The following is a 26,804-nucleotide window of genomic DNA, read 5'->3' as shown; positions in this document are numbered from 1 at the left end:
GTTCAGGGGAGAGCACAGCATGACGTTTAGCTACCGATCCGGCGATGTGGGCGCGCACGGCGGCCGCTCGGGCCGCGCCGCCGCCGACCGCGCCCTCGACTCCAGCTGGACCTAATCCATGCCGCAACAAATGGCAGTAAATGTGCGAATTAATATCCTCGCCGCCCCATTGCAAACTCACATGCCCTCTCGCACCATTACGGTGCTGCAGCATGCCGAGCATTAAACCTTTTGCGATAGCGCGATAGGCGATTCACGACCGGCTCGGGTCATAAATGACCTGCAGTAAGCATCGCACACGCATATATACATCGGCGTTTGGATAAATACCTGCGATTCTAGCCATTTGCTGAGTACTTCCTGGTAATTTTCTGGGCATGGCATTCATTACAGCATCGTGTTAGCTATTAAGCAGCATTCTCACAGGAAACACGCCACGGTGATACTTATTGTTTACGTTATTATCACACCGCAGGAACGCGGCTTGAATAGTTTCTAGTCAGGCTGATCGCTACATTTAGGGCAACGGAGCCGAAACGGGGGCAACCCACGCCCCTGGACACATTTTCAGCTAGGAGAGTGGGGGGTTGTTGTCCTCAAACACGTGGAACCAACGCGCGGATTCGACCGTCGATTCGATGGATTCCATCAGAGCTTCAGCATGGTTGCGTACGGCGTCAGGAAGCCGTGCTTACCATGGCCGCCACCTACGGGACCGGAGGTAATACATGTTCGATTTCGGGGCGTTACCACCGGAGATCAACTCCGGACGGATGTACGTCGGCGCAGGATCGGGGCCGATGCTGGCGGCCGCGGCGGCGTGGGACGAGCTGGCGACGGAATTGCAGTCCACCGCGGCGTCGTACGGGTCGACGATCGAAGGCTTGGCCACCGGGCCGTGGACGGGCCCGTCGTCGATTGCGATGGCGGCCGCGGCCACACCGTACGTGGCGTGGATGGGCGCCACCGGCGCTCAGGCGGAGCAGGCGGCCACGCAGGCCAAGCTGGCCGCCGGCGCCTACGAGACGGCCTTTGCCGCCACGGTGCCGCCGCCGGTGATCGCGACCAATCGCGCCCTGCTGATGGCGCTGATCGCCACCAACATCCTGGGCCAGAACACCCCGTCGATCGCGGCCACCGAGGCCCAGTACGCCGAGATGTGGGCCCAGGACGCCGCCGCGATGTACACCTATGCGGCGTCGTCGGCGACGGCGTCGCAGCTGACGCCGTTCAACGAACCACCGCAGACCACCAACACCGCGGGAACGGCGACGCAGGCGGCCACGGTCTCCCAGGCCACCAGCGCGGGTGGCTCGAACGTGGGCACGCAGCTGTCCCAGCTGATCTCGTCGGCGCCGTCGACGCTGCAAAGCCTGGCGACAACCAGTCCCACGTCCGTACCGGGCTTGAACTTGCCACCCTTGCCGGCGGGGCTCACCACCGACCTGGCGAACTGGAACACCATCAACTCGACCCTCTCGGGGATTTACTCGCCTTTCTTCGGGGAGACTTCCCTGGGCGGTGGCCCGTTCCTGTCGTTCGGGCAGACGTACGCCTACGCCCAAAACGGCCAGGGCGTCGCCGCCTTCTACACTCCGAAAGCCATCACGGGGGCCTTGGCCCCGTTGACCAGCGGAGCGGCGGCAAACCTGAGTTCCGCAAGCTTCGGCGCGGCGCCGGTATCGGGGGCTATGGGAAAGGCGGCCCTGGTCGGAAGCATGTCGGTGCCCCAGGGCTGGACCGAAGCCGCCCCGGCGATCAGGACGCTCGCCTCGGTGTTGCCCACCAACCTGGCGGCCGTCCCCGCTGCCTCGCTGAGCGGCGAGGGTGGCGTCTTTGGCCAGATGGCCCTGTCGAGTCTGGCCGGACGCGCCGTGGCCGCCGGTGCGACCTACTCCCCGGGCGCTGCCGCGGCAGGGTCGCTCGGCGGCGTGGTCGCCGAGGCTGACCCCGCCGCGGCCACCATCATCGTGATCCCCGCGCTGGAAGAGTGACCGCGATGACCGCCATGACGACGACAAGTGGCCCGGCACAGGCCGCCCAAATACGCCCGATAGGTAAGGGGTAGAACATGTTTTACGCAGCTTTCCCGCCGGAGTTCAACTCGGGCAGGATGTACACGGGCCCGGGATCGGGGTCGCTGCGGGCCGCCGCGGCGGCCTGGGAAGGCCTGGCCACCGAATTGCAGTCCACGGCGGCTTCCTATTCGTCGGTGGTCTCGACCCTGACCGGCGGACCATGGACGGGTCCGTCGTCGCTGGCCGCGGCGGCCGCCGTCGCACCCTACGTGACCTGGATGCAGGGCACCGCCGCACAAGCCGCCGAAGCCGCCACCCAGGCCACCGCGGCGGCAAGCGCCTATGAGGCGGCGTTCGCCGCGCATGTGCCACCGGTGGAGATTGCCGCCAACCGCAGCCAACTGGCGTCGCTGGTGGCGACCAATATTTTCGGGCAGAACACCCCGGCAATCGCGGCCACCGAGACCCAATACTCCGAAATGTGGGCCCAAGACGCCCTGGCGATGGACAGCTACGTCGCCTCGTCGGCGTCCGCCGCCCAGGTGACGCCGTTCACCGCGGCACCGCAAATCACGAACGCCGGGGGGCTGACCACCCAGGCGGCGGCGGTGGCCGAGGCCGCCGCCACCCCGTTCGGCAACGTGGCCTCACTCGCCTCGGCGGCGGCCGAACCGCTGACAACGGGCAACCCGCTGCTGCAACTGGGCGCAAACTTCGCCACCAACTACACGGATTTCTTCAACAACATCATCAACACCCTGGTAGGACCGACCTGGGCCTCGACCTTTGCCCAGATGTACACGGCCCTCAGGACTCCGCTGGGCTACACGACGCAGTACAACTGGATCGGGCTGGCCATCAACCTTCCCGCGTCGCAGTTCCTCAAGTTCGCCCCCCACCCCGCGCTGGGCGCGATCCCGCGAGACGCGCTGGGGGCCGGGCTTGGTGCCCCGCACTGGGGCCGGGGCACCCTGTTCAACGCGGTCTCGCCGGCGGCGGATTTCGGGCGTGGCACCTTGGTCGGCAACTTGCGGGTCCCCCCGAGCTGGGCTTCGGCCACCCCGGCCATCCGGACGGTCGCCGCCGCACTGTCGGCCGCCGGACCGGACGCGGTGCCGGCGGCCGCGCTCGGCGAGGGCGGCTTGCTCAGTTCGATGTCGTTGGCCGGGATGCTCGGCAGCGCCGTCGGCGCGGGCGGTCCCACCGTGGTGCGCGCCGGCGCCCGCGGCCGTCTCAAGCCGATCAAAGAACTCAAGGACAGCACCTCGCCGGAGAAGCTCAAGCGGCTGGTCGCACAGATATCGGAGAAGCCCGAAAGCGTGCAGCACCACAACGTCGATCAGGAAGGCCTCGACGCCCTGCTCGAGCAGCTGTCGAAGAAGCCCGGCATCCACGCGGTGCACCTCAAGAAGGGTGACAAGGCCAAAGTGGTGCCGTCGGAAGCTCAATTAGGATAGGGCGCAATGCAATTGGGAGATTGGTTATGAGACTCTTCGTAGCGCTACTCGGCTTTTGTGCCGCCATCGGCCTCGCGGCCCCCGCGTATGGGGACCCGCCCCCTCCTCCGGAGGGTGACGACGCGGGCTTCCTCGCCGCCCTGCATCAAGTCGACATCAGCTATTCCAGCCCCGATGCGGCGGTCGCGTCGGCCAAGGCGGTGTGCACGTGCTTGAACGACGGCGAATCGGGCCTGGAGCTCGTCCACGACGTCAAAACCCACAATCCCGGATTCGACATGGAGAGCGCGTCGAATTTCGCCATGATCGCCGCGAAATTCTATTGCCCCCACCAGCTTTCGAAGGCATAGCACCGGAGCCCGGGCCGAGCGGCATTGTCTGTCCCCGCCGCTAAGCGGCGGTTTCGCGCGCGTGGCCGGCGGGCGACCGGTTCGGCTCCGGTCCACCTGCCGTTCACCCGAGCGTGGTTAACTGCCGCGCGACCCGCGCCGCGCGATGGCGGCTACCCAGCGTCGCGGGTGGCGGAAGGAGCGGTGCAATGCAGACGTTGACCGTCGCCGATTTCGCGCTCCGGCTTGGCGTCGGGGTCGGGTGTGGCGCGCTGGTCGGGTTGGAGCGCCAATGGCGGGCGCGCCGGGCCGGGCTGCGCACCAACGCGCTCGTTGCCGCCGGTGCGACCCTGTTCGTGCTCTACGCCGTGGCCACCGAGGACAGCAGCCCCACCCGAGTCGCGTCATATGTGGTGTCGGGCATCGGGTTTCTGGGCGGCGGGGTAATCCTGCGCGAGGGGGTCAACGTCCGGGGCCTCAACACCGCGGCCACCCTGTGGTGCTCGGCGGCGGTGGGCGTGCTGGCCGCTTCCGGGCACCTGGTGTTCACCCTGATCGCCACCGGAACCGTCATCGGCATCCACGTGTTGGGGCGGCCACTCGGCCGGATGATCGACCACGACGATGCCGGCGAAGAGGACGAGGACCTGCGGCCCTACCTGGTCCAGGTGGTTTGCCGCCCGAAATCCGAAAAGTACGCGCGCGCCCACATCGTGCAGCACGCCGGCGGCAACGACATCACGCTGCGCGGGATCCACACCGGACCGGCCACCGACGACGAGCTGACCCTGACCGCCCACGTGCTCATGGGCGGCCACACCGCCGCCAAGCTCGAGCGGTTGGTGGCGGAACTGTCCCTGCAACCGGGGATTCGCGCGGTCCAGTGGTACGCCGGCGACAACGCGCAGTCGGAATGATCGTCATCGCGGGCGGGCCTGCAGCCGCGGCGCGGCGGCGGCCAGCAGCTCGGCCCGGTCGCCGGTCAGGGGCGGATAGATGCGCCGGGTATTGATGGTCCGCTTGGTCGCCTTGGCCCGCGCGCCCGTCGAAACCACCGCCCGGCCCCACCCTTCGGTGTAGACCGCGCCGGCCGGTCCGAGATCGAGAACCGTGACGTACCAAGGGATTCGAAGCGCCAGCAGCGGCTCGTCGAACAGGTCACCGATGACGTTGTAGCCGGCATAGCGGCCCATCGGGCGCCCGTGCTGGCACGACATCACCGACAGGTGCTCGTCGTCCATCCGGGCCGCGGCCACGTCCCCCGCGGCGAACACCGACGGCACGCCGACCACCCGCAGATAGTCATCGACCGGCACCCGGCCCAGCCGGTCGCGCGCCACCGGCAGCTGCTCGGTCAGCGCGCTGGCCCGCATGCCGGCGCACCAGACCACGGTGGCCGCCTCGAGCTGCTCACCCGAAAACAGCGACACGCCGCGCTCGGTGACCGTTGCGACGCTGACCGCCGTTCTGACCTCAATGCCGTTGTCCGACAAGGCCCGTTCGATCACCGGACGCGCCGAGTCGCCCATATCGGAGCCGACCGCGGGGTTGCGGTCGATCAGAATCACCCGGGGGGTGAGCGTCGCCCGGGAAAACAATGCCCGCAGCCGCTTTGGCAGCTCACAGGCCGTCTCGATTCCGGTCAGCCCGGCACCGACCACGACGACCGTGGCCGCCGCCGGCGTCGGCGGATCGTCGGCGAGCGTGCGCAGGTGCCGCTGCAGGGCCAGGGCGCCGTCGTGGGTGTCGACGTCAAAACCGAACTCCCGCAGGCCCGGTATCGCGGGTTTGAGCACGTGACTGCCCGACGCGAGCACCAGTCGGTCGTAGCCGTGCGTCGCGCCGCCCGACGTGGTGACAATGCGGGCGCCGGTGTCGATCGCGGTCACCTCGGTCGCGACGTGCGCGATCCCGACGGGGTCGAGCAGTTCGGCGAGCGGGATGCGGCAGGCGCTCAAGTCCGCTTCGTAGTTGCGAACCCGGATGTCGTGAAAGGGCTTGGCGCTCAACACCGTGATGTCGACCGTGCCCACCGGCACGGCGAGCTCGTCGAGTCGTCGGGCGGCGCCCAGCGCCGCCCATAACCCCGCAAACCCCGCGCCGACCACCACCACGGCTGTCACGTGCTCGGCACCTCATCGATCTCGGTCGGCGGACTGCGCTCGAGCATCGACCATATCGGCCGGAAGGCATCCGCGCCGATAGGTCGTAACCTATCCGTGTGAACGCCGTCACCGGGTTCCTTTCCGCGCTGCCCCCGCCGATGCGGGACCCCGTGCTGTTCGCCATTCCGTTCTTCCTGCTCCTGTTGATTCTCGAGTGGACCGCGGCGCGCAAGCTGGAACGCCTCGAGGGCCGGCCACCGTCCGGCGCGCACCTCACCCGCGATTCGCTGGCGAGCGTCTCGATGGGCCTGGTGTCGGTGGCCACCACGGCCGGCTGGAAGGCGCTGGCCCTGTTCGGCTACGCCGGGATCTACGCCTACCTGGCGCCGTGGCATCTCTCGGCGGCGCGGTGGTACACGTGGGTCGTCGCGATCCTCGGCGTCGACCTGCTGTACTACGCCTATCACCGCGTCGCGCACCGCGTGCGGCTGATCTGGGCGACGCACCAGGCCCACCACTCCAGCGAGTACTACAACTTCGCCACCGCGCTGCGCCAGAAGTGGAACAACAGCGGTGAGATCCTGATGTGGATTCCGTTGCCGCTGTTGGGGATTCCGCCCTGGATGGTGTTCTTCAGCTTTTCGGTGAACTTGATCTACCAGTTCTGGATACACACCGAGCGCATCGATAGGCTGCCCCGGCCGGTCGAATTCGTCTTCAACACCCCGTCGCACCACCGCGTGCACCACGGGATGGACAAGGTCTATCTTGACAAGAATTACGGCGGCATCCTCATCGTTTGGGACCGCCTGTTCGGCAGCTTCCAGCCGGAGCTGTTCCGCCCGCACTACGGCCTCACCAAGCGGGTCGACACGTTCAACATCTGGAACCTGCAGACCCGTGAATACGTCGCGATCGCCCGCGATTGGCGATCGGCGGGCCGCCTGCGCGATCGGCTGGGGTACGTCTTCGGCCCGCCGGGCTGGGCGCCGCGGGTGCCCGGCCGGTCCGCCGACGCCGTCCCGCTGGTCACGCCGAGGTAACGCCAGCGCCGTCAGGTGCGAAAAGACCAACGAAGGGTGAGACCAAACCGTAACGTCACCCTTCGGGTCAGCATTTTCCCCGACGGATCGGAGCTCATGGTGCACCGCCTGGTAATGCGCGCATTCGCCGCGTCGGCTTCCGTCTCGGCGCTAGCGGTCTGGCTGCCCCCGGTGGCGGCCAGGGCGGACCCGCCGTTGGTGTTTCCGGGCATGGAGATCCACCAAGACAATCGTGTGTGCACCCTGGGCTACGTCGACCCGGCCCTGAAGATCGCCTTCACCGCGGGGCACTGCCGGGGCGACGGGCCCGTCTACGACCGGGAACACAACGTCATCGGCCGGCTCGCGACGTTCCGGGACAACACGCCCAGCGGCACCACCGTGGCCACCGACCAGTTGATCGCCGACTACGAGGCGATCGTGCTGGACGACGGCGTCGCCGCGAGCAACATCCTGCCGGGCGGGCGGCGACTGGAATCCAACCCGTCCGTGGCGCTGCAGCCCGGCGAGGCGGTCTGCCATTTCGGCGTGATCACCGGCGAGACCTGCGGAACCGTGGAGAGCGTCAACAACGGGTGGTTCACCATGTCGCACGGCGTCCAGAGCGGGAGGGGCGATTCCGGCGGGCCGGTGTACCTGGCGCCCAACGGCGGCCCGGGGCAGATCGTCGGGATTTTCAACAGCGTCTGGGGCGATCTGCCCGCGGCGGTGTCGTGGCGGGCCGCCTCCGACCAGGTCCGCCAGGACCTCGGGGCGACGACCAACCCCGGGTGACGACGCTCACCGGGTGAGGGCGAACACCGGGATCGTGGGCGCCGCGGCCAGCAGCTGCTCATCGCTGAACTCCGGCGTCAACCCGCCCACGTAGTCCTTGACCTGCCAGTACCACCTGGCCAAATAACGCCGCAACAGTTCGGGCTTCGCCGCATCGTCCACCTCGCCGGCCCGGGCGCGTTCGCCGCGCCAGCGTGGCCCCAGCTCCACGACGCCGGCGGCCCGGACGTTGCGCGCCCACTGGGTGTTACCCCGCGGCGAGACCAGGTAGTCCACGCCGTCGACGGTCAGCAGGTTGACCACCACCGCGCGCGATTTTCCGGTCTTGCGGCCACGGACGCGCAGCGCCCGGGTCCCGGCGATGCTGATGCCCAGCTCGGCGAGCCACCGGATCGCCGTGTTGGCGGCCCGGTTGGGTTCTTCGTAGCGCGCGGCCATGGTGCGTCCTCCCTGAGGTTCTGAGAGCGGTGCTCTCTTCAGCCGCCACGCTCCCACAGCGCCCACCAAAAAAGCAAGAGCAGTGATCTCGGTTGTGTCAGACTGACCGCGTGGGCAAACGGCAGGAGTCGCGGGAACAGATCGAGGCGCGAATCGTCGAACTCGGCCGCCGCCAGCTGGCGGATCGCGGCGCCGCCGGGTTGTCGGTGCGCGCGATCGCCCGGGACCTGGGCATGGTGTCCTCGGCCGTGTACCGGTACGTGTCCAGCCGCGACGAGCTGCTGACCCTGCTGCTGGTCGACGCCTATTCCGAGCTGGCCGACGCCGTGGACCGGGCCCGGGAGACCCTGGGGGACCAGTGGAGCGACGACGTCACCGCCATCGCGCGGGCGACGCGGCGGTGGGCCATCGCCCACCCGGCCCTCTGGGCCCTGCTGTACGGCAGCCCCGTTCCCGGCTATCACGCACCGCCCGAGCGCACGGTCGCGGCCGGCACCCGCGTGGTGGGGGCCCTCTTCGACGCCGTGGCCGCCGGGATTGCCACCGGAGACATCCGCTTGACCAACGACCTTGCCCCGCAACCGATGTCGTCCGACTTCGAACGCATTCGCCAGGAATTCGGCTTTCCCGGCGACGATCAGGTTATCTCCAAGTGCTTTCTGCTCTGGGCGGGCGTGCTGGGCGCCATCAGCCTCGAGGTGTTCGGGCAATACGGCGCCGACACCCTGACCGACCCCGCGGCGGTGTTCGACACCCAGCTCCAGCTGCTGGTGGACGTCTTGAGCCAGCACTGATCGTTCCCAACTAGAACGTGTTCATTCGGGTTTTCCGGGCCGGACGCGGCGGATTGCGGCAAAGCCTTCCTGGCCCTTTCTGGCGGATGGCGGGCTGGGATATCCTGCGATGCGATGACCCTTTCCGTTCAATCACCGACGCAGATCGCCTGGGTCACCCTCGACCTCGACGCCACCGAAACGGCCCTCACCGGCCTGTTAGGCGTTCGGAAGTGGGTGCGGATACCCGACGTGCACTTTGCTCCAGACACCTGCAGCTACCGTGGCAAGCCGGCCGATTTCGTCGCCAGCATCTCCCTGAGCTACCTCGGGGACATGCAGTTGGAGCTGATCTCACCGGTCCGCGGGGAGAACATCTATAGTGACTTCCTGCGGGAATCGGGGCCGGGTTTGCATCACATCTGCGTGGAGGCCGAGAGCCTCGAGCAGTTCGACGCGGCGCTGTCGCAGGCCGCCGACCATGGCGCGGCGGTGGTGCAGCGGGGCGTGATGCCCGGCGGCATCCACTTCGCCTACGTGTCGGCGCCGCAGGCGGGGGTGCCGTTCGTGGAGATCGCCCACCTCTCGCCCGAGATGAGGGCGTTCTACGACTACATCAAACAGGAGCAGCGCCAATGAGCCGCGCCAGCGACGATGCAGAGCACCGTGATGAGGAGGAGTGGCGCCAATGAGCCGCGCCAACGACGATGCAGAGCACCGTGATGAGGAGGAGTGGCGCCAATGAGCACAGAGATCCCGGCAACGGTCAATGCGGACACGGTGGCGTCCTGGTCGGATGACGTCGACGTGGTGGTGATCGGCTTCGGCATCGGCGGCGGGTGCGCGGCGGTCAGCGCCGCCGCCGCCGGGGCGCGGGTGCTGGTGCTCGAGCGCGCCGCCGCCGCGGGCGGCACCACTTCGCTTGCCGGAGGCCACTTTTACCTCGGCGGCGGAACCGCCGTGCAGCAGGCGACCGGTCACCCCGACTCGCCCGAGGAGATGTACAAGTACTTGGTCGCGGTGTCGCGCCAACCTGACGAGGCCACTCGGGCCAAGATTCGTGCGTACTGCGAAGGCAGCGTCGAGCATTTCAATTGGCTGGAAGACCTGGGTTTTCAATTCGAGCGCAGCTACTTCCCGGGCAAGGCGGTGATCCAGCCCAACACCGAGGGGTTGATGTTCACCGGCAACGAGAAGGTGTGGCCCTTCTTGGAGAAGGCGGTGCCGGCGCCGCGTGGCCACAAGGTCCCGGTGCCGGGCGACACCGGCGGCGCCAGCATGGTGATCGACCTGCTCCTCAAGCGCGCCGCAAGCCTGGGCGTGCAGGTCCGGTACGAGACGGGCGCCACGCAGCTCATCGTGGACGGCTCGGGCGCGGTGACGGGCGTGATGTGGAAGCGGTTCTCCGAGACCGGTGCGATCAAGGCAAAGTCGGTCATCATCGCCGCCGGGGGATTCGTGATGAATCCGGAGATGGTGGCCACCTACACCCCGAAGCTGGCCGAGAAGCCGTTCGTGCTCGGCAACACCTACGACGACGGCCTGGGCATCCGGATGGGCGTATCGGCCGGCGGCGCCACCGAGCACATGGACCAGATCTTCATCACGGCTCCGCCGTACCCGCCGTCGATCCTGCTCACCGGGATCATCGTGAACAAGCTCGGGCAGCGGTTCGTCGCCGAGGACTCCTACCATTCCAGGACCGCCGGGTTCATCATGGACCAGCCGGACAGCGCGGCGTTCCTGATCGTCGACGAGGCGCACCTCGAGCACCCCAAGATGCCGCTGGTGCCGCTGATCGACGGCTGGGAGACCGTGCCCGAGATGGAGGCCGCGCTCGGCATTCCGGAGGGCAACCTGGTGGCGACGCTGGACCGCTACAACACCTACGCCGCGCGCGGTGAGGACCCCGATTTCCACAAACAGCCAGAATTCCTTGCGCCGCAAGACAAGGGGCCGTGGGGCGCGTTCGACATGTCACTGGGCAAGGCGATGTATGCGGGGTTCACCGTCGGCGGGCTGGCCACGTCGGTGGACGGCCAGGTGCTGCGCGAAGACGGCACGGTGGTGCCCGGCCTGTACGCGGTGGGGGCGTGCGCGTCCAACATCGCGCAGGACGGCAAGGGCTACGCCAGCGGCACGCAGCTGGGGGAGGGCTCGTTCTTCGGGCGCCGCGCCGGAGCGCACGCGGCCCAAGGGGCCGGGTAGGCGCTAGACGCCGGCGGGCTCCTTCTGCACCGGGCCCAGCCGCCATTCGCCGTCGCCCAGCAGGTGAAGCTGCTGGGCGTGGTGCTGCTCCACGGTGTGCCGATGGCTGACGCTGACCACGACGCAGTCCGGCAGCTCGCTCCGCAACAGCTGGTATAGCGCGAATTCCAGCCCCTCGTCGAGCGCCGAGGTGGACTCGTCGAGGAACACCGCCCGCGGCTTGGTGAGCAGGATGCGCGCAAAGGCGACGCGCTGCTGCTCACCCGGAGAGAGCACCTTGGCCCAGTCCTGATCCTCGTCGAGCCGCCCAATCAGCGGGGCGAGCGCCACCTTCGTCAGCACCTCCCGCAGTTCGGCATCGGAGATCGCGTCCGGCGAGTTCGGGTAGCACACCACCCCACGCAGGCTGCCCAGCGGCACGTACGGCAGCTGCGACAAGAACATCGTCGCGTTCTCGCCGTCGGGTCGGGACAGGGTTCCCGAAGCGTAGGGCCACAATTCGGCCAGGCTGCGCAGCAGGGTGGTCTTGCCGGCGCCCGAGCGGCCGGTGACCACCAGCGTGTCGCCGCTGTCCAGCTGCACGTCCAGCGAGTCGATCAACTGGTCGCCGGCCGGCGTGCGCACCTCGACGTTGGCGAGCTCGACGGCCACGTCGTTGCTCGGCTTGACCAGCAGGGCCGGCAGCGCCCGGCCCTGGGCGTTCGCGTCGACGAGGCCGTGCAGCCGGATGATCGCGGCGCGGAAGGCGGCGAACGCGTCGTAGTTGTTGCGGAAGAACGACAGCGAGTCATGGATGTTGCCGAACGCCGTCGCCGACTGCCCGACATCGCCGAAGTCGATCTGGCCGGCGAACAACCGCGGCGCCTGAATGATCCACGGCAACGGGACAATTGTCTGCGACACCGACCAGTTCCAGCCGTTGAAGATGATCGTTCGGCGAACGAACTTGCGGTAGTTGGCGATGATCGGGGTGAAGCGCCGCCACAACTGGGCACGCTCGACTCGCTCGCCGCGGTAGAAGCCCACCGCCTCGGCGGCATCCCGCAGCCGCACCAGCGCGTAACGGAATGCGGCGTTGAGCTTCTCGTTATTGAAGCTGAGCCAGATCAGCGGGCGCCCCAGCCAGACCGCGACCACCGTCGCGATCAGCACGTAGACCAGAACGGTCCAAAACATCGCGCGCGGAAAATCGACGCCGAAGAGGTTCAGATTCCCCGACAGGTTCCACAGGATCGCGGCGAACGAAATCACCGACGCCACCGCGTTGACGGCCCCGAACAGCAGGGTGCTTCCCGTCCCGTTCGACGGAATGTTCGGCGTCCCACCGGCGTTCGCGGTGAAGATGTCGATGTCCTGCTGGATGCGCTGGTCGGGGTTGTCAATGGTGTTGTCGATGAACAAATCCCGGTAGTACGCCCTGCCGTCCAGCCAGTCGTCGGTGAGGTGGGCGGTCAGCCATATGCGCCACGCGATGATGAATCGCTGCGTCAGATAGATGTCGGCCATGAACCGGATGACGTACAGGGTCGCCAGGATGATGAAAATGATGATCGACATCCAAAAGCCATGAATACCAGAGTTTTTGACGTTGTCGTTGCCCGCCGCGATGCCTTGCACCGCTTTCTGCACCGACGTGTACAAGTCGTTGCCCTGGTAGCTGAGCAGCACGGTGAGGCGCACCGCGAGGAGCACCGACAGCAACAGCACGCCCAGCATCAGCCACACCTTGACGCTCGCCGGGCCGACGAAGTATCCGCGGGTGATCCGCCAGAAGTGTCGGCCCCAGGGCGTGAAATACCTGAACGCGACGAGCACGGCCAAAAGAAAGACCGCCCCGATCACCCAGGCTATGGCGGTCCACCGCAGGGAATCGACGAATGCCGTCGACCAGTTGATCGATGGTTTGAACGGCGTGGGACCCAACTTCGACGTCTCCTTCTACCGAGGCACCCGGGAAGCCTCGTGGTGGAAGCTTCCCCGCGAAGGTACCCGAGGGATTATGGATAGGCTGCCGGGATGAGCAGCGACGCTCCGGCCGGCCAGACCGCACATGCCGGCCGGCTTATCGCGCACCGGCTCAAGGCCAGCGGCATCGACACCATCTTTACGCTGTCGGGCGGCCACCTGTTCTCCATCTACGACGGGTGCCGTGACGAGGGTATCCGGCTCATCGACACCCGGCACGAGCAGACCGCGACTTTCGCCGCCGAGGGCTGGTCGAAAGTGACGAGGCGGCCGGGCGTGGCCGCGCTCACCGCGGGGCCGGGCGTGACCAACGGGATGAGCGCGATGGCGGCGGCGCAGCAGAACCAGTCGCCCCTGGTGGTGCTGGGCGGCCGGGCCCCGGCAGCGCGGTGGGGGCTGGGCTCGCTGCAGGAAATCGACCATGTGCCGTTCGTGGCCCCGCTGGCCCGCTTCGCGGCGACCGCGGGGTCGGCCGCCGACGCCGGCCGGCTGGTCGACGACGCGTTGTGCGCGGCGGTCACCGCCCCGTCGGGTGTGGGATTCGTCGACGTCCCGATGGATCACGCCTTTTCGATGTCGGAGGACGAGGACGCCTGGGGCCGACCGGGCGCGCTGACCCGCCCGCCACCGGCGCCCGAGGCCGACGCCGGGGCGTTGGACCGCGCGGTCGGCCTGCTCGCCGCGGCGCGCCGGCCGGTGGTCATGGCGGGCACCAACGTCTGGTGGGGGCACGCGGAGGCGGCGCTGCTGCGTCTCGCCGAGGCGAGGCAGATCCCGGTGCTGATGAACGGCATGGCCCGCGGCGTTGTGCCCGCCGACCACCCGATGGCGTTCTCGCGGGCACGGGCCAAAGCGCTGGCCGAGGCCGACGTGGCGCTGATCGTCGGTGTGCCGATGGATTTCCGGCTCGGCTTCGGCAAGGTGTTCGGGGAGCAGACCCGGCTCGTCGTGGCGGACCGTGTCGAGCCCGACCGCGAACATCCGCGTCCCATCGCGGCCGGTCTCTACGGCGACCTCACCTCGATCCTGTCGGCGCTGACCGCGGCGCGTGGCACCGACCATCGGCAGTGGATCGACGAGCTGCGCACCGCCGAGGCCGTGGCGCGCGACCTGGAGAAGGCCGAGTTCGGCGACGACCGGGTCCCGCTGCATCCGATGCGGGTGTACGCGGAGCTGGCGCCGCTGCTGGACCGCGACGCCATCGTCGTCATCGACGCCGGCGATTTCGGGTCGTACGCGGGCCGGGTGATCGACAGCTACCTGCCGGGCTGCTGGCTGGACAGCGGCCCCTTCGGCTGCCTGGGTTCGGGCCCCGGTTATGCCCTGGCCGCCAAGCTGGCCCGGCCCGACCGCCAGGTCGTGCTGCTGCAGGGCGACGGCGCGTTCGGCTTCAGCGGCATGGAGTGGGACACCCTGGTCCGGCACAACGTGCCGGTGGTGTCGGTGATCGGCAACAACGGGATCTGGGGTTTGGAAAAGCACCCGATGGAGGCGTTGTACGGCTATTCGGTGGTGGCCGAGCTGCGTCCGGGGACGCGCTACGACGAGGTGGTGCACGCCCTGGGCGGCCACGGCGAGCTGGTGTCGGCCCCCGCGGAGCTGCGGCCCGCGCTGGAACGCGCCTTCGCCAGCGGCCTGCCCGCCGTCGTCAACGTGCTCACCGACCCGACCGTCGCCTACCCGCGCCGATCCAACCTGGCTTGAAGGCCGGCCCCGGCCGGCCTTGGCCAGCCTGGGCCGGCCTTGGCCGCGAGCGTGCGCACTTGTACGTCGCCACCCGGCGTGTCGCGTGCAAACGCGCACGCTCGCGCCGGGTGGGGGTCACGTACCGTTGTTCTGTGTCAAAGACCACGCGCACGCAACCTGGCGGTCTGAGCAGCCGATTCTGGCGACTGCTGGGCGCCAGCACGGAAAAGAACCGAAGCCGCTCCCTCGCCGAGGTCACCGCCTCGTCGAAGTACGACGACGAAGCCGCCGCCCTCACCGACGAGCAGCTGCTCAAGGCGGCCGGCCTGCTCAACCTCAAGGATCTGGCGGAGTCCGGCGACATCGCGCAGTTCCTGGCGATCGCCCGGGAAGCGGCGGGAAGGGCGACCGCGCTCCGTCCCTTTGACGTGCAGCTGCTGGGCGCGCTGCGCATGCTCGCCGGCGACGTGATCGAGATGGCCACGGGCGAGGGCAAAACCCTCGCCGGCGCGATCGCGGCCGCCGGATACGCCCTGGGCGGGCGGCACGTCCACGTCGTGACCATCAACGACTACCTGGCCCGCCGCGACGCGGAATGGATGGGCCCGCTACTCAATGCCTTGGGCTTGACGGTCGGCTGGATCACCGGAGAATCGACCAGCGACGAGCGGCGGGCGGCCTACGACTGCGACGTCACCTACGCGTCGGTGAACGAGATCGGCTTCGACGTGCTGCGCGACCAGCTGGTGACCGACGTCGACGACCTGGTATCGCCCAATCCCGATGTGGCGCTTATCGACGAGGCCGACTCGGTGCTGGTCGACGAGGCCCTGGTGCCGCTGGTGCTGGCCGGCACCACGCACCGCGAGACGCCGCGGCTGGAAATCATCAAGCTGGTGGGCGAACTCGCAGCCGAAACCGACTACGACACCGACTCCGACAGCCGCAACGTCCATCTGACCGACGAGGGCGCCCGCAAAGTCGAAAAGGCGCTCGGCGGCATCGACCTGTACTCCGAGGAACACGTCGGCACCACCCTGACCGAGGTCAACGTCGCGCTGCACGCCCACGTGCTCCTGCAGCGCGACGTGCACTACATCGTGCGGGACGACGCGGTGCACCTGATCAACGCCTCGCGCGGCCGCATCGCGCAGCTGCAGCGCTGGCCGGACGGCCTGCAGGCCGCCGTCGAGGCGAAGGAGGGCATCGAGACCACCGAGACCGGCGAGGTGCTCGACACCATCACGGTGCAGGCGCTGATCAACCGCTACGCCACGGTGTGCGGCATGACGGGCACCGCGCTGGCCGCCGGCGAGCAGCTGCGCCAGTTCTACCGGCTCGGTGTTTCGCCGATTCCGCCGAATACTCCCAACATTCGCGAGGACGAGTCCGACCGGGTCTACGTCACCGCCGCCGCCAAGAACGACGCGATCGTCGCCCACATCGCCGACGTACACGAGACGGGGCAGCCGGTGCTGGTCGGCACGCGCGACGTGGCCGAGTCCGAGGACCTGCACGAGCGGCTGCTGCGCCGCGGCGTGCCCGCCGTGGTGCTCAACGCCAAAAACGACGCCGAGGAGGCGCAGGTGATCGCCGAGGCCGGCAAATACGGGGCCGTCACCGTGTCCACCCAAATGGCCGGGCGGGGCACCGACATCCGGCTCGGTGGGTCCGACGAATCCGACCACGACCGGGTCGCCGAACTCGGCGGGCTGCACGTGGTCGGCACCGGCCGGCACCACACCGAGCGGCTGGACAACCAGCTGCGCGGCCGGGCCGGGCGCCAGGGCGATCCGGGTTCGTCGGTGTTCTTTTCGAGTTGGGAAGACGACGTCGTCGCCGCCAACCTCGACCGCAACAAGCTGCCCATGCAGGCCGACGAGGACGCCCGGATCGTCAGCCCCAAGGCGGCCGGGCTGCTCGACCACGCCCAGCGGGTGGCCGAGGGCCGGATGCTGGACGTGCACGCCAACACCTGGCGCTACAACCAGTTGACCGCCCAGCAGCGCGCCATCATCGTCGATCGGCGAAACACGTTGCTGCGCACCGCAACCGCGCGTGAGGAGCTCGCCGGGCTGGCGCCGGATCGGTACCAGGAGCTGTCCGGGATGCTTTCCGAAGAGCGCCTGGAGAGGATCTGCCGGCTCATCATGCTGTATCACCTCGATCGGGGCTGGGCCGATCACCTGGCGTATCTGGCCGACATCCGCGAGAGCATCCACCTGCGCGCGCTGGGCCGGCAGAATCCGCTGGACGAGTTCCACCGCCTGGCGGTCGACGCGTTCGCGTCGCTGGCCGCCGACGCGATCGAGGCGGCCCAGCAGACGTTCGAAACCGCGAACGTGCTCGAAGAGGAGCCGGGGCTGGACCTGTCCAAGCTGGCGCGGCCGACGTCGACGTGGACCTATATGGTCAACGACAACCCGCTGTCGGACGACACGCTGTCGACCCTGAGCCTGCCCGGCGTGTTCCGCTGAGCCAGGTCCGCCGAGCGTGATCCCACGGCGCAAAATCGCGCCGCAAATCGCCGTGACGTCACGCTCGCGTTGAGGTCCGCCCGCTCGCGTTAAGGATCCGCGCTGCGGACCCCGTCGCGGCCGCGTTAATGTCACGGCTCATGGAGCCGGTGCTTCCGCCCGACCGGGTGCTGACGGTGCCCAACGCGCTGAGCGCCATCCGCCTGGCGCTCATCCCGGTGTTCGTCTACGTCCTGCTCTTCGCGCACGCCAACGGCTGGGCGGTGGCGATCCTGATGTTCAGCGGCGCCTCCGACTGGGCCGACGGCAAGATCGCCCGGATGCTCGACCAGTCCTCGCGGCTGGGCGTGCTGCTCGACCCGGCGGTCGACCGTCTTTACATGGTGACCGTCCCCGTCGTGATGGCGCTGGGCGGAATCGTGCCGTGGTGGTTCGTCATCGCCCTGCTGGCCCGCGACGGGCTGCTGGCCGCGACGCTGCCGGTGCTGCGCAGCCGCGGGCTGTCGGCGCTGCCGGTGACCTACGTCGGCAAGGCCGCGACGTTCGCGCTGATGTCCGGCTTCCCGCTGGTCCTGCTCGGAACGGGGGGAGCGGCGTGGAGCCGCGTGCTGAGGGCCTGCGGCTGGGGCTTTTTGGGCTGGGGCTTGTATTCGTACCTGTGGGCGTTCGTGCTGTACGCGGTGCAGGTGGCGTTGGTCGTGCGCCGCATGCCCAAGCTGAAACACCATGCCCGCCAGCCGGTCGCGCGCAAAGCGGGTGAGCATGGCTGACGCCGACCGCCTCCTCGGCGGCTACGACCCCAACGCCGGCCGCAGCGCCCACGCCGCGGCCCGGCCACAGCTGATCCCGGTGCCCTCCCTGCTGCGGGCCCTGCTGTCGGAACACCTGGACCCCGGTTACGCCGCGGCCGCCGCCCAACGCGGCGGCGCCGCCGGGCCGCCAAACGGACGGGAACGCGCCTTCGGCTGGATCTGGCAGGCTCTGGCGGCGCTGCTGATCGCCACGGTCTTTGCCGCCGCGGTCGCGCAGGCCCGCTCGGTCGCTCCCGGCGTGCGCACCGCGCAGCAGCTGCTGGTGCGAAGCGTGCGTTCGACGGAGGCCGCCGCGACCAAGCTGGGCCAGCAGCGCAGCGCCCTGTCGACCCGGGTCGACGACGTGCAGCGCCACGCGCTGGCGGACAACGCGCAGGGGCAGCGGCTGCTGACCCGGCTCGACGCGCTCGGCCTGTCCGCGGCCAGCACCCCCGTCATCGGCCCCGGCCTGACGGTGACCGTGACGGATCCCGGTGTCGGCCCGAACCTTTCCGACGTGTCCAAGCAGCGCGTCAACGGCAGCAGGCAAATCATCCTGGACCGCGATCTGCAGCTGGTCGTCAACTCGTTGTGGGCCAGCGGCGCCGAGGCCATCTCCGTCGGCGGCGTTCGCATCGGGCCGAACGTCACCATCCGGCAGGCCGGCGGGGCGATCCTGGTCGACAACAACCCCACCGGCAGCCCCTACACGATCCTGGCGATCGGGCCGCCGCACGCGATGCAGGACGCCTTCGACCGCAGCCCTGGCCTGCAGCGCCTCAGGCTGCTCGAGGCCTCCTACGGCGTCGTCGTCACCGTGAACGTCGCCGACGGTCTTTCCCTGCCCGCCGGATCGATCCGGGACGTCAAGTTCGCCAAACAGATTGGGCCGTAGTGAGAAAATTCCTCGTGAGACACATCCCGGTCGGGGACACGCCGACGGGACACCCAGCATGATCGGTATCGCGGCGCTGGCGGTCGGCATCGTGCTGGGGTTGGTTTTTCACCCCGCCGTGCCCGAGGTCGTCCAGCCCTACCTGCCGATCGCGGTGGTGGCCGCGCTCGACGCGGTGTTCGGCGGGTTGCGCGCCTACCTCGAGCGGATCTTCGACCCAAAAGTCTTCGTGATTTCGTTCGTGTTCAACGTCTTCGTGGCGGCCCTGATCGTCTACGTCGGCGACCAACTGGGCGTGGGCACGCAGCTGTCCACGGCCATCATCGTCGTATTGGGCATTCGCATCTTCGGCAACGCGGCCGCGCTGCGGCGCCGGCTGTTCGGGGCATGACCATGCCGGCGACGACGACCGGGACGAGGTCAGCATGAGCCAGGGCCCGGACGACGACGCCGCCCACGCGGGCGCCGGTGCGCAGCGGGGCCGGCACGAATTGCCGGCGCACACGCCGCGCCCCGAGATCGGGCCGGTGCGCCGCATGGGGGTGTCCGCGCTGCTGCGGGCCGGCCGCTCCCGGCTGGTGTTCGGAACGCTGGCCATCGTGTTGTGCCTCGTCCTGGGGATCGCCATCGTCACACAGGTCCGCCACACCAAGTCGGGCGACTCGCTGGACACGGCCCGCCCCGCGGACCTGTTGGTGCTGTTGGATTCGTTGCGCCAGCGCGAAGCCACGCTCAACACCGAAGTGAGCGAACTTCAGAACACGCTGAATTCGTTGCAGGCTTCCGGCAACACCGACCAGGCCGCGATCCAGAGCGCCCAGGCCAGGCTGGCCGCGCTATCCATCCTGGTCGGCGCTGTCGGCGCCACCGGGCCGGGCGTCACCATCACGATCGAGGACCCCGGCCCTGGCGTGTCGCCCGAAGCGCTGCTCGACGTGATCAACGAGCTGCGGGCCGCCGGCGCCGAGGCCATCGACGTCAACGACGCACATCAGTCCGTGCGGGTGGGTGTCGACACCTGGATAGTGGGTACGCCCGGCTCGCTGACCGTTGACGGCAAGACACTGTCGCCCCCGTATTCGATTCTGGCGATTGGCGATCCGCCGACGCTGGCCGCGGCGATGAACATCCCCGGCGGCGCGGAGGACAGCGTCAAGCGCGTGGGCGCGCGGATGTCCGTACAGCAGGCCGACCGGGTGGACGTGACCACCTTGCGACAACCAAAACCGCACCAATACGCTCAGCCCGTCAAGTGAACGTGCGCAGTGAGAAGCGACCAGAACAGGACCAGCCGTGACCGATATCCCCGCCGACCTGCACTACACCGCCGAGCACGAGTGGGTTCGACGAAGCGGTGAGGACACGGTGCGGGTCGGGATCACCGACTTCGCGCAGTCGGCGCTGGGCGACGTCGTTTTCGTTCAGCTGCCCGACGTGGGCGGCGAACTGACCGCGGGCGAATCCTTCGGCGAGGTGGAATCGACGAAGTCGGTGTCGGACCTGTTCGCGCCGATCTCGGGCACGGTATCCGCGGTCAACGGCGACCTGGAGGGCAGCCCGCAGCTGGTCAACTCCGACCCGTACGGCGCCGGCTGGCTGGTGGACGTCCGGGTTTCGGACGTCGCCGGGCTCGAGTCGGCCATTTCGGCGCTGCTCGACGCCGACGCCTACCGCGGAACGCTGACCGAATGACGATTGCTAATGTGCCTGCCAGCCCCGCGCGGCGGTGCGGGCGCCGCACGCGGCCCAAGGTGGCAGAAGCCGGATCCTTCGGTGGTGGGCACATTGCGGAGCGGTGCGCGGTACCGTCGACACATCAGAACTGGAAAGCACGAGAAGGCAAGTACGGGGCGAAGGAATCCAGCGGCAAACCGGCCGAGCGGCCCGGACGGACGACGCCACAGCGGCCAGTGAGGAGCAGCGCGTGACGGACATGGACTCAGGAAGACAGCAGGACCAGACTTCCGACGAGGTCACGGTGGAGACGACTTCGGTCTTCCGCGCCGACTTCCTCAACGAACTGGACGCCCCCGCGCAAGCGGGGACCGAGAGCGCGGTATCCGGCGTCGAAGGGCTCCCGGCCGGCTCGGCGTTGCTGGTCGTCAAGCGGGGACCGAACGCGGGATCGCGGTTCTTGCTGGACCAGGCCGTCACGTCCGCCGGTCGGCATCCCGACAGCGACATCTTCCTCGATGACGTCACCGTCAGCCGTCGCCACGCCGAATTCAGGTTGGAAAACAACGAATTTCACGTCGTCGACGTCGGTAGCCTCAACGGCACCTACGTCAACCGTGAGCCGGTGGATTCGGCCGTGCTGGCCAACGGCGACGAGGTGCAGATCGGCAAGTTCCGCTTGGTGTTTTTGACCGGACCCAAGCAAGGTGAGGACGACGGAGGATCCGGAGGGTAGTGAGCGCACCCGATAGCCCGGCGCTGGCCGGGATGTCGATCGGGGCGGTCCTGGACCTGCTGAGGCCGGACTTCCCCGATGTCACCATCTCCAAGATCCGCTTCCTCGAGGCCGAGGGCCTGGTGACGCCGCAGCGCGCCGCGTCGGGATACCGCAGGTTCACCGCATACGACTGCGCACGGCTGCGGTTCATCCTCACCGCCCAGCGGGATCACTACCTACCCCTGAAGGTGATCAGGGCGCAGCTGGACGCGCAGCCCGACGGCCAGTTGCCACCCACCGGATCGCCTTACGGGGTACCGCGATTGGTGTCCGTAGCGGGCGGGGAGGCCGGCGTGGGGCCGGATGCCCGATCCGACGCGGCGGCGGTGGCTCCCACCCGCGTCCGGCTGAGCCGGGAAGACCTCCTGGAGCGTTCGGGAGTGGGCGACGACCTGCTGACGGCGCTGCTCAAAGCCGGGGTGATCACCACCGGGCCGGGCGGCTTCTTCGACGAACACGCCGTCGTGATCCTGCAATGCGCGCGGGCGCTGTCCGAATACGGCGTCGAGCCGCGCCACCTGCGCGCCTTCCGCTCCGCGGCCGACCGGCAGTCCGACCTGATCGCGCAAATCGCCGGCCCGGTAGTCAAAGCCGGCAAGGCCGGCGCCCGCGACCGCGCCGACGACCTGGCGCGTGAGGTGGCCGCGCTCGCCATCACGCTGCACACCTCCCTGATCAAGTCCGCCGTTCGCGACGTTCTACACCGCTGAGGATTAGACTTCGTTGGATGGCTTGGTTTTCGGTGGCCGTGAGGGAAAAGTCGCCGGGCCGAGCGCGAGCGGGACCACCACGGCGGCATGTGCGGAGGGCAGACACAGATGGGTGAAGTTCGTGTCGTCGGCATTCGCGTAGAGCAGCCGCAGAACCAGCCGGTGCTGTTGCTGCGCGAGGCCGACGGTGACCGGTACCTGCCAATTTGGATCGGCCAGTCCGAGGCCGCCGCCATCGCCCTCGAACAGCAGGGCGTTGAGCCACCGCGCCCGCTGACGCATGACCTGATCAGGGATCTCATTGCGGCACTTGGACATTCGCTGAAAGAGGTGCGGATTGTCGATCTGCAGGAGGGCACGTTTTACGCCGACCTGATCTTCGACCGCAACATCACCGTGTCGGCGCGCCCCTCGGACTCGGTGGCGATAGCGCTGCGGGTCGGGGTCCCGATCTACGTCGAGGAGGCCGTGCTCGCCCAGGCCGGGCTGCTCATCCCCGACGAGAGCGACGAGGAGTCCAACACCGCCGTCCGGGAGGACGAGGTAGAGAAGTTCAAGGAGTTCCTCGACAGCGTCTCCCCGGACGACTTCAAGGCCACCTAGCGGGCCCGCGCCCCCGGTGGCGATATCACGGATGCGTCTCATCTGGCACCGCGAATGTCGACACGCTGGCGGATAGCGCCCCCACTTGGCCGCGCGACGGCCATACTTTGATCACGACCGAAGGCGCGGCGGCTATCGAACAGCGTAAGCTCTCTAGCACTCGGGCCTGAGCAAACGCGGCTGCGCTGCAGCCAGAGACGCAGCTAAATACGAGAGCGCGATCGGCGAGAGGAACCACCGTGAGCGAGCAGCCACGCCAAGAGCAGTTGGATCTAGCTGACAACGCGAACGCCTCGAGCGGTGACCACGACGTCGCCGCGGCGAGCGGACCCGTGCAACCCGGGCTGTTTCCCGACGATTCCGTGCCCGACGAGCTGGTCGGCTACCGCGGGCCGAGCGCTTGCCAGATCGCCGGGATCACCTACCGCCAGCTGGACTACTGGGCGCGCACGTCGTTGGTGGTTCCGTCGATCCGCAGCGCGGCGGGCTCCGGCAGCCAGCGGCTCTACTCGTTCAAGGACATCCTGGTCCTCAAGATCGTCAAGCGGTTGCTCGACACCGGCATCTCGCTGCACAACATCCGCGTCGCCGTCGACCACCTGCGCCAGCGCGGCGTCGAGGACCTGGCCAACATCACCTTGTTCTCCGACGGCACCACGGTGTACGAGTGCACGTCGGCCGAAGAGGTCGTCGACCTGCTGCAGGGCGGGCAGGGCGTGTTCGGCATCGCGGTGTCCGGCGCGATGCGCGAGCTGACCGGCGTCATCGCCGACTTCCCGGGCGAACGCGCCGACGGCGGCGAGTCGATCGCCGCCCCCGAAGACGAGCTGGCGTCCCGGCGCAAGCACCGCGACCGCAAGATCGGCTAATTTTCTTGCGCGAGCGTGCGCAGTTGTACAGCCGTAACGGCGTGTCCCTGCACAAACACGCACGCTCGCGGTGGGGCGGGACCGGCCTGGGTAGACTGGGCCGCGCGTCGCACCTGCGCGGGAGAGTTCTGTGGCGGCCAGCCACGGACGCCGAAGGAGCAACACCTCTCCGTCAACCTCTCAGGCACCCGGACCGCGTGGGTTAACGACGCCTCTGGAAAGCGGTGCAGGCCCGCGACGGTCCACACCCGCCGATGGGGAAAGGCGCCCCGCGCCGAATCTCTCAGGCGCCCGGTGAACGGGTAAAGACAGAGGGAGAGGGCCGCGTAGTCCTCTGCTCGTCTTCATCCAGGGTCAGGAGTTTCACCGTGTCCGACGCTTCAACCTTCGCAGACCGGCACATCGGCCCGGACAGCGAGGCCGTCGCCGCGATGCTCGCCGTCATCGGTGTCGGCTCGCTCGACGAGCTGGCGGCCAAAGCGGTCCCCGCGGGAATTCTCGACAAGTCCTCGCGCACCGGCGTCGCGCCGGGTCTCGACACGTTGTCGCCGCCGGCCACCGAGGCCGAGGCCCTGGCCGAGCTGCGGGCGCTGGCCGACACCAACACCGTGGCCGTGTCGATGATCGGGCAGGGCTACTACGACACGCTCACGCCGCCGGTGCTGCTGCGCAACATCCTGGAAAACCCGGCCTGGTACACCGCCTACACGCCCTACCAGCCCGAGATCAGCCAGGGCCGGCTGGAGGCGCTGCTGAACTTCCAGACGATGGTCGCCGACCTCACCGGCCTCGAGGTCGCCAACGCGTCGATGCTCGACGAGGGGACCGCGGCGGCCGAGGCGATGACGCTGATGCACCGCGCGGCCCGCGGCAAAGCGACTGGCCGCCTAGTTGTAGATGCCGACGTGTTCGGCCAGACCGCCGCGGTGCTGGCCACCCGCGCCCGGCCGCTGGGCATCGAGATCGTCACCGCCGACCTGCGTGACGGCCTGCCCGACGGCGACTTCTTCGGCGTCATCGCCCAACTGCCCGGCGCCAGCGGCCGGATCACCGACTGGGCGGGCCTGGTGTCGCAGGCGCACGACCGCGGCGCGCTGGTCGCCGTCGGCGCCGACCTGTTGGCCTTGACGCTGATCACCCCGCCCGGCGAGATCGGCGCCGACGTCGCGTTCGGCACCACCCAAAGATTCGGCGTGCCAATGGGATTCGGCGGCCCGCACGCCGGCTACCTGGCGGTGCACGCCAAGCACGCCCGCCAGCTGCCGGGCCGGCTGGTCGGCGTCTCCGTGGACGCCGACGGTTCGCCGGCCTACCGGCTGGCCCTGCAGACCCGCGAGCAGCACATCCGCCGCGACAAGGCGACCAGCAACATCTGCACCGCGCAGGTGCTGCTGGCGGTGATGGCCGCGATGTACGCCAGCTACCACGGCGCCGACGGGCTGACCGGGATCGCCCGTCGCGTGCACGCCCACGCCGAGAAAATCGGCGCCGCGCTGGGCTCGGCGGCGGTGCACGACACGTTCTTCGACACCGTGTTGGCGCGGGTCCCGGGGCGCGCCGACGAGGTGCTGGCCGCGGCCAAGGCTCACGGTGTGAACCTGTGGCGCGTCGACGCCGACCACGTGTCGGTGGCCTGCGACGAGGCCACCACCGACGCCCACGTCGCGATCGTGCTGGAGGCGTTCGGCGTGGCGGCCGCCGAACCGGTCGGCGGCGACATCGCGGCGCGCTCCTCGGAGTTTTTGACCCATCCCGCGTTCACGCAGTACCGCACCGAGACGGCGATGATGCGCTACCTGCGCGCGCTGGCCGACAAGGATATCGCCTTGGACCGCAGCATGATTCCGCTCGGCTCGTGCACGATGAAGCTCAACGCCGCCGCCGAGATGGAACCGATCACCTGGCCGGAATTCGCCCGCCTGCACCCCTTCGCCCCGGCGTCCGACGCCCCGGGGCTGCGCCGGCTGATCGCCGACCTGGAGGGCTGGCTGGTGGCCATCACCGGCTACGACGCCGTCTCGCTGCAGCCCAACGCCGGCTCGCAGGGGGAGTACGCCGGCCTGCTGGCGATCCACGACTACCACGCCAGCCGCGGCGAACCGCACCGCGACGTCTGCCTGATCCCGTCCAGCGCGCACGGCACCAACGCCGCGTCGGCCGCGCTGGCCGGGCTGCGGGTGGTGGTCGTCGACTGCCGCGACGAGGCCGGTCGGGCTGGCGACGTCGACCTCGACGACCTGCGCGCCAAGGTGGCCGAGCACGCGGATCGGCTGGCGGCGCTGATGATCACCTATCCGTCCACGCACGGCGTGTACGAGCACGACATCGCCGAGATCTGCGCGGCGGTGCACGACGCCGGCGGGCAGGTCTACATCGACGGCGCCAACCTCAACGCGCTGGTCGGCCTGGCCCGGCCGGGGAAGTTCGGCGGCGACGTCAGCCACCTGAACCTGCACAAGACGTTCTGCATCCCGCACGGCGGCGGCGGGCCGGGCGTCGGGCCGGTGGCGGCGCGCTCGCATTTGGCCCCGTTCCTTCCGGGCCACCCGTACGCCCCCGAGTTGCCCCAGGGGCATCCGGTGTCGTCGGCGCCCTACGGGTCGGCCTCGATCCTGCCGATCACCTGGGCCTACATCAGGATGATGGGCGCCCAGGGCCTGCGGGCGGCCTCGCTGACCGCTATCGCCTCGGCCAACTACATCGCCCGCCGCCTCGACGAGTACTTCCCGGTGCTCTACGCCGGCGAGAACGGCATGGTCGCCCACGAGTGCATCCTGGACCTGCGCGGCATCACCAAGTCGACCGGGGTCACCGTGGACGATGTCGCAAAACGGCTGGCGGACTACGGCTTTCACGCGCCCACCATGAGCTTCCCGGTCGCCGGCACGCTCATGGTGGAGCCCACCGAGAGCGAGAGCCTGACCGAGGTCGACGCGTTCTGCGAGGCCATGATCGCCATCCGCGGCGAGATCGACCGCGTCGGCTCGGGGGAGTGGCCCGTGGACGACAGCCCGCTGCGCGGCGCCCCGCACACCGCCGACTGCCTGCTGGTCGCCGATTGGGCCCACCCGTACACCCGGGAGGAGGCCGCCTACCCGCTGGGCGCCGGGTTCCGGCCCAAGGTGTGGCCGCCGGTGCGCCGCATCGACGGCGCCTACGGCGACCGCCACCTGGTCTGCTCGTGCCCGCCGGTGGAGGCGTTCGCCTGAGG

24 protein-coding genes and 2 riboswitches are annotated in these 26,804 nt (G+C 68.8%); of the genes, 21 read left to right on the top strand and 3 right to left on the bottom strand.

All coding sequences use genetic code 11. The features are described from left to right. Positions 1 to 728: 728 nt before the first annotated feature. The 4 genes from G6N25_RS21380 (at position 729) to G6N25_RS21365 (ending at position 4,721) form a co-directional block, all read left to right on the top strand. Positions 729 to 1,994: a PPE family protein gene (locus G6N25_RS21380; protein ID WP_083075862.1), complete on the top strand. Its 1,266-nt coding sequence runs from the start codon at positions 729 to 731 to the stop codon at positions 1,992 to 1,994. A 77-nt stretch (positions 1,995 to 2,071) separates the two neighbouring features. Continuing rightward, positions 2,072 to 3,475 (top strand): PPE family protein, encoded by a 1,404-nt coding sequence (locus G6N25_RS21375; RefSeq protein ID WP_083075864.1) that lies wholly within the window; start codon positions 2,072 to 2,074, stop codon positions 3,473 to 3,475. Positions 3,476 to 3,501: 26 nt separating this feature from the next. After that, a complete protein-coding gene (locus tag G6N25_RS21370) occupies positions 3,502 to 3,825 on the top strand; it encodes a DUF732 domain-containing protein (protein ID WP_083075866.1) in 324 nt (107 codons plus the stop codon). A 188-nt stretch (positions 3,826 to 4,013) separates the two neighbouring features. Next, positions 4,014 to 4,721, top strand: coding sequence for an MgtC/SapB family protein (locus G6N25_RS21365; protein WP_083075868.1), 708 nt, complete (start codon positions 4,014 to 4,016; stop codon positions 4,719 to 4,721). A gap of 3 nt (positions 4,722 to 4,724) precedes the next feature. Here the strand turns inward: G6N25_RS21365 and G6N25_RS21360 are convergent, their stop codons facing one another. After that, positions 4,725 to 5,927 (bottom strand): NAD(P)/FAD-dependent oxidoreductase, encoded by a 1,203-nt coding sequence (locus tag G6N25_RS21360; RefSeq protein ID WP_083075869.1) that lies wholly within the window; start codon positions 5,925 to 5,927, stop codon positions 4,725 to 4,727. Positions 5,928 to 6,025: 98 nt separating this feature from the next. Here G6N25_RS21360 and G6N25_RS21355 point away from each other — a divergent pair, with 98 nt between their 5' ends. Beyond that, positions 6,026 to 6,952 (top strand): sterol desaturase family protein, encoded by a 927-nt coding sequence (locus G6N25_RS21355; protein WP_083075870.1) that lies wholly within the window; start codon positions 6,026 to 6,028, stop codon positions 6,950 to 6,952. A 99-nt stretch (positions 6,953 to 7,051) separates the two neighbouring features. Beyond that, a complete protein-coding gene (locus G6N25_RS21350; protein ID WP_142272786.1) occupies positions 7,052 to 7,726 on the top strand; it encodes an Rv1815 family serine proteinase in 675 nt (224 codons plus the stop codon). Positions 7,727 to 7,732: 6 nt separating this feature from the next. On the opposite strand, the gene G6N25_RS21345 is transcribed toward G6N25_RS21350, so the two are convergent. After that, on the bottom strand, positions 7,733 to 8,164 hold the full coding sequence (locus G6N25_RS21345; protein ID WP_083075872.1) for a nitroreductase/quinone reductase family protein: 432 nt from the start codon (positions 8,162 to 8,164) through the stop codon (positions 7,733 to 7,735). Between the two features lie 110 nt (positions 8,165 to 8,274). Here G6N25_RS21345 and G6N25_RS21340 point away from each other — a divergent pair, with 110 nt between their 5' ends. The 3 genes from G6N25_RS21340 (at position 8,275) to G6N25_RS21330 (ending at position 11,145) form a co-directional block, all read left to right on the top strand. Further along, on the top strand, positions 8,275 to 8,958 hold the full coding sequence (locus G6N25_RS21340; protein WP_197745685.1) for a TetR/AcrR family transcriptional regulator: 684 nt from the start codon (positions 8,275 to 8,277) through the stop codon (positions 8,956 to 8,958). Positions 8,959 to 9,072: 114 nt separating this feature from the next. Then, complete coding sequence (locus G6N25_RS21335) at positions 9,073 to 9,576, top strand: VOC family protein (RefSeq protein ID WP_083075874.1); 504 nt, start codon at positions 9,073 to 9,075, stop codon at positions 9,574 to 9,576. 102 nt (positions 9,577 to 9,678) lie between these two features. Then, positions 9,679 to 11,145 carry an FAD-binding protein gene (locus G6N25_RS21330; protein ID WP_083075875.1) on the top strand — a complete coding sequence of 489 codons (1,467 nt, stop codon included), beginning with the start codon at positions 9,679 to 9,681 and terminating at the stop codon, positions 11,143 to 11,145. A gap of 3 nt (positions 11,146 to 11,148) precedes the next feature. On the opposite strand, the gene G6N25_RS21325 is transcribed toward G6N25_RS21330, so the two are convergent. Then, complete coding sequence (locus G6N25_RS21325) at positions 11,149 to 13,068, bottom strand: ABC transporter ATP-binding protein/permease (RefSeq protein WP_083075876.1); 1,920 nt, start codon at positions 13,066 to 13,068, stop codon at positions 11,149 to 11,151. 93 nt (positions 13,069 to 13,161) lie between these two features. Between G6N25_RS21325 and G6N25_RS21320 the strand changes: the two genes are divergently transcribed. The 12 genes from G6N25_RS21320 to gcvP all read left to right on the top strand — a co-directional run bounded on the left by G6N25_RS21320 (position 13,162) and on the right by gcvP (position 26,802). Beyond that, complete coding sequence (locus G6N25_RS21320; protein WP_083075877.1) at positions 13,162 to 14,814, top strand: acetolactate synthase; 1,653 nt, start codon at positions 13,162 to 13,164, stop codon at positions 14,812 to 14,814. 134 nt (positions 14,815 to 14,948) lie between these two features. Next, positions 14,949 to 17,273, top strand: coding sequence for an accessory Sec system translocase SecA2 (secA2, locus tag G6N25_RS21315; protein WP_083075878.1), 2,325 nt, complete (start codon positions 14,949 to 14,951; stop codon positions 17,271 to 17,273). 140 nt (positions 17,274 to 17,413) lie between these two features. Continuing rightward, complete coding sequence (locus tag G6N25_RS21310) at positions 17,414 to 18,043, top strand: CDP-alcohol phosphatidyltransferase family protein (protein ID WP_083075879.1); 630 nt, start codon at positions 17,414 to 17,416, stop codon at positions 18,041 to 18,043. Continuing rightward, entirely contained in the window at positions 18,036 to 18,959 is a 924-nt protein-coding gene (locus G6N25_RS21305) for a DUF881 domain-containing protein (RefSeq protein WP_083075880.1), read from the top strand. Before G6N25_RS21310 ends, G6N25_RS21305 begins: the two co-directional genes overlap by 8 nt. A gap of 58 nt (positions 18,960 to 19,017) precedes the next feature. Continuing rightward, entirely contained in the window at positions 19,018 to 19,350 is a 333-nt protein-coding gene (locus G6N25_RS21300) for a small basic family protein (protein WP_066933079.1), read from the top strand. A 34-nt stretch (positions 19,351 to 19,384) separates the two neighbouring features. Then, on the top strand, positions 19,385 to 20,215 hold the full coding sequence (locus tag G6N25_RS21295) for a DUF881 domain-containing protein (RefSeq protein ID WP_083075881.1): 831 nt from the start codon (positions 19,385 to 19,387) through the stop codon (positions 20,213 to 20,215). Between the two features lie 37 nt (positions 20,216 to 20,252). Further along, positions 20,253 to 20,651, top strand: coding sequence for a glycine cleavage system protein GcvH (gene gcvH, locus G6N25_RS21290; RefSeq protein WP_083075883.1), 399 nt, complete (start codon positions 20,253 to 20,255; stop codon positions 20,649 to 20,651). A gap of 241 nt (positions 20,652 to 20,892) precedes the next feature. Then, positions 20,893 to 21,369 carry a glycogen accumulation regulator GarA gene (gene garA / locus G6N25_RS21285; protein WP_276004098.1) on the top strand — a complete coding sequence of 159 codons (477 nt, stop codon included), beginning with the start codon at positions 20,893 to 20,895 and terminating at the stop codon, positions 21,367 to 21,369. Then, positions 21,369 to 22,121: a transcriptional regulator FtsR gene (ftsR, locus tag G6N25_RS21280; RefSeq protein ID WP_083075886.1), complete on the top strand. Its 753-nt coding sequence runs from the start codon at positions 21,369 to 21,371 to the stop codon at positions 22,119 to 22,121. The genes garA and ftsR overlap by 1 nt, the downstream gene beginning before the upstream one ends. Before the next feature lie 108 nt (positions 22,122 to 22,229). Continuing rightward, the gene (locus G6N25_RS21275) at positions 22,230 to 22,724 is read left to right on the top strand and encodes a bifunctional nuclease family protein (RefSeq protein WP_083075887.1); all 495 of its coding nucleotides are present in this window, start codon (positions 22,230 to 22,232) and stop codon (positions 22,722 to 22,724) included. 239 nt (positions 22,725 to 22,963) lie between these two features. Beyond that, complete coding sequence (locus tag G6N25_RS21270) at positions 22,964 to 23,593, top strand: MerR family transcriptional regulator (protein ID WP_083075889.1); 630 nt, start codon at positions 22,964 to 22,966, stop codon at positions 23,591 to 23,593. Positions 23,594 to 23,701: 108 nt separating this feature from the next. Then, a riboswitch (glycine riboswitch) is annotated at positions 23,702 to 23,799 on the top strand. After that, a riboswitch (glycine riboswitch) is annotated at positions 23,800 to 23,913 on the top strand. A 48-nt stretch (positions 23,914 to 23,961) separates the two neighbouring features. Next, positions 23,962 to 26,802, top strand: a complete 2,841-nt coding sequence (gene gcvP / locus G6N25_RS21265) for an aminomethyl-transferring glycine dehydrogenase (RefSeq protein ID WP_083075891.1) — start codon at positions 23,962 to 23,964, stop codon at positions 26,800 to 26,802. Positions 26,803 to 26,804 lie beyond the last annotated feature (2 nt).

Origin of the sequence: Mycobacterium heidelbergense, assembly GCF_010730745.1 — a bacterium.
GTDB lineage: Bacteria > Actinomycetota > Actinomycetes > Mycobacteriales > Mycobacteriaceae > Mycobacterium > Mycobacterium heidelbergense.
Note: the sequence above shows the minus strand (reverse complement) of the source record. Positions and strands in the feature narration are given on the sequence as shown.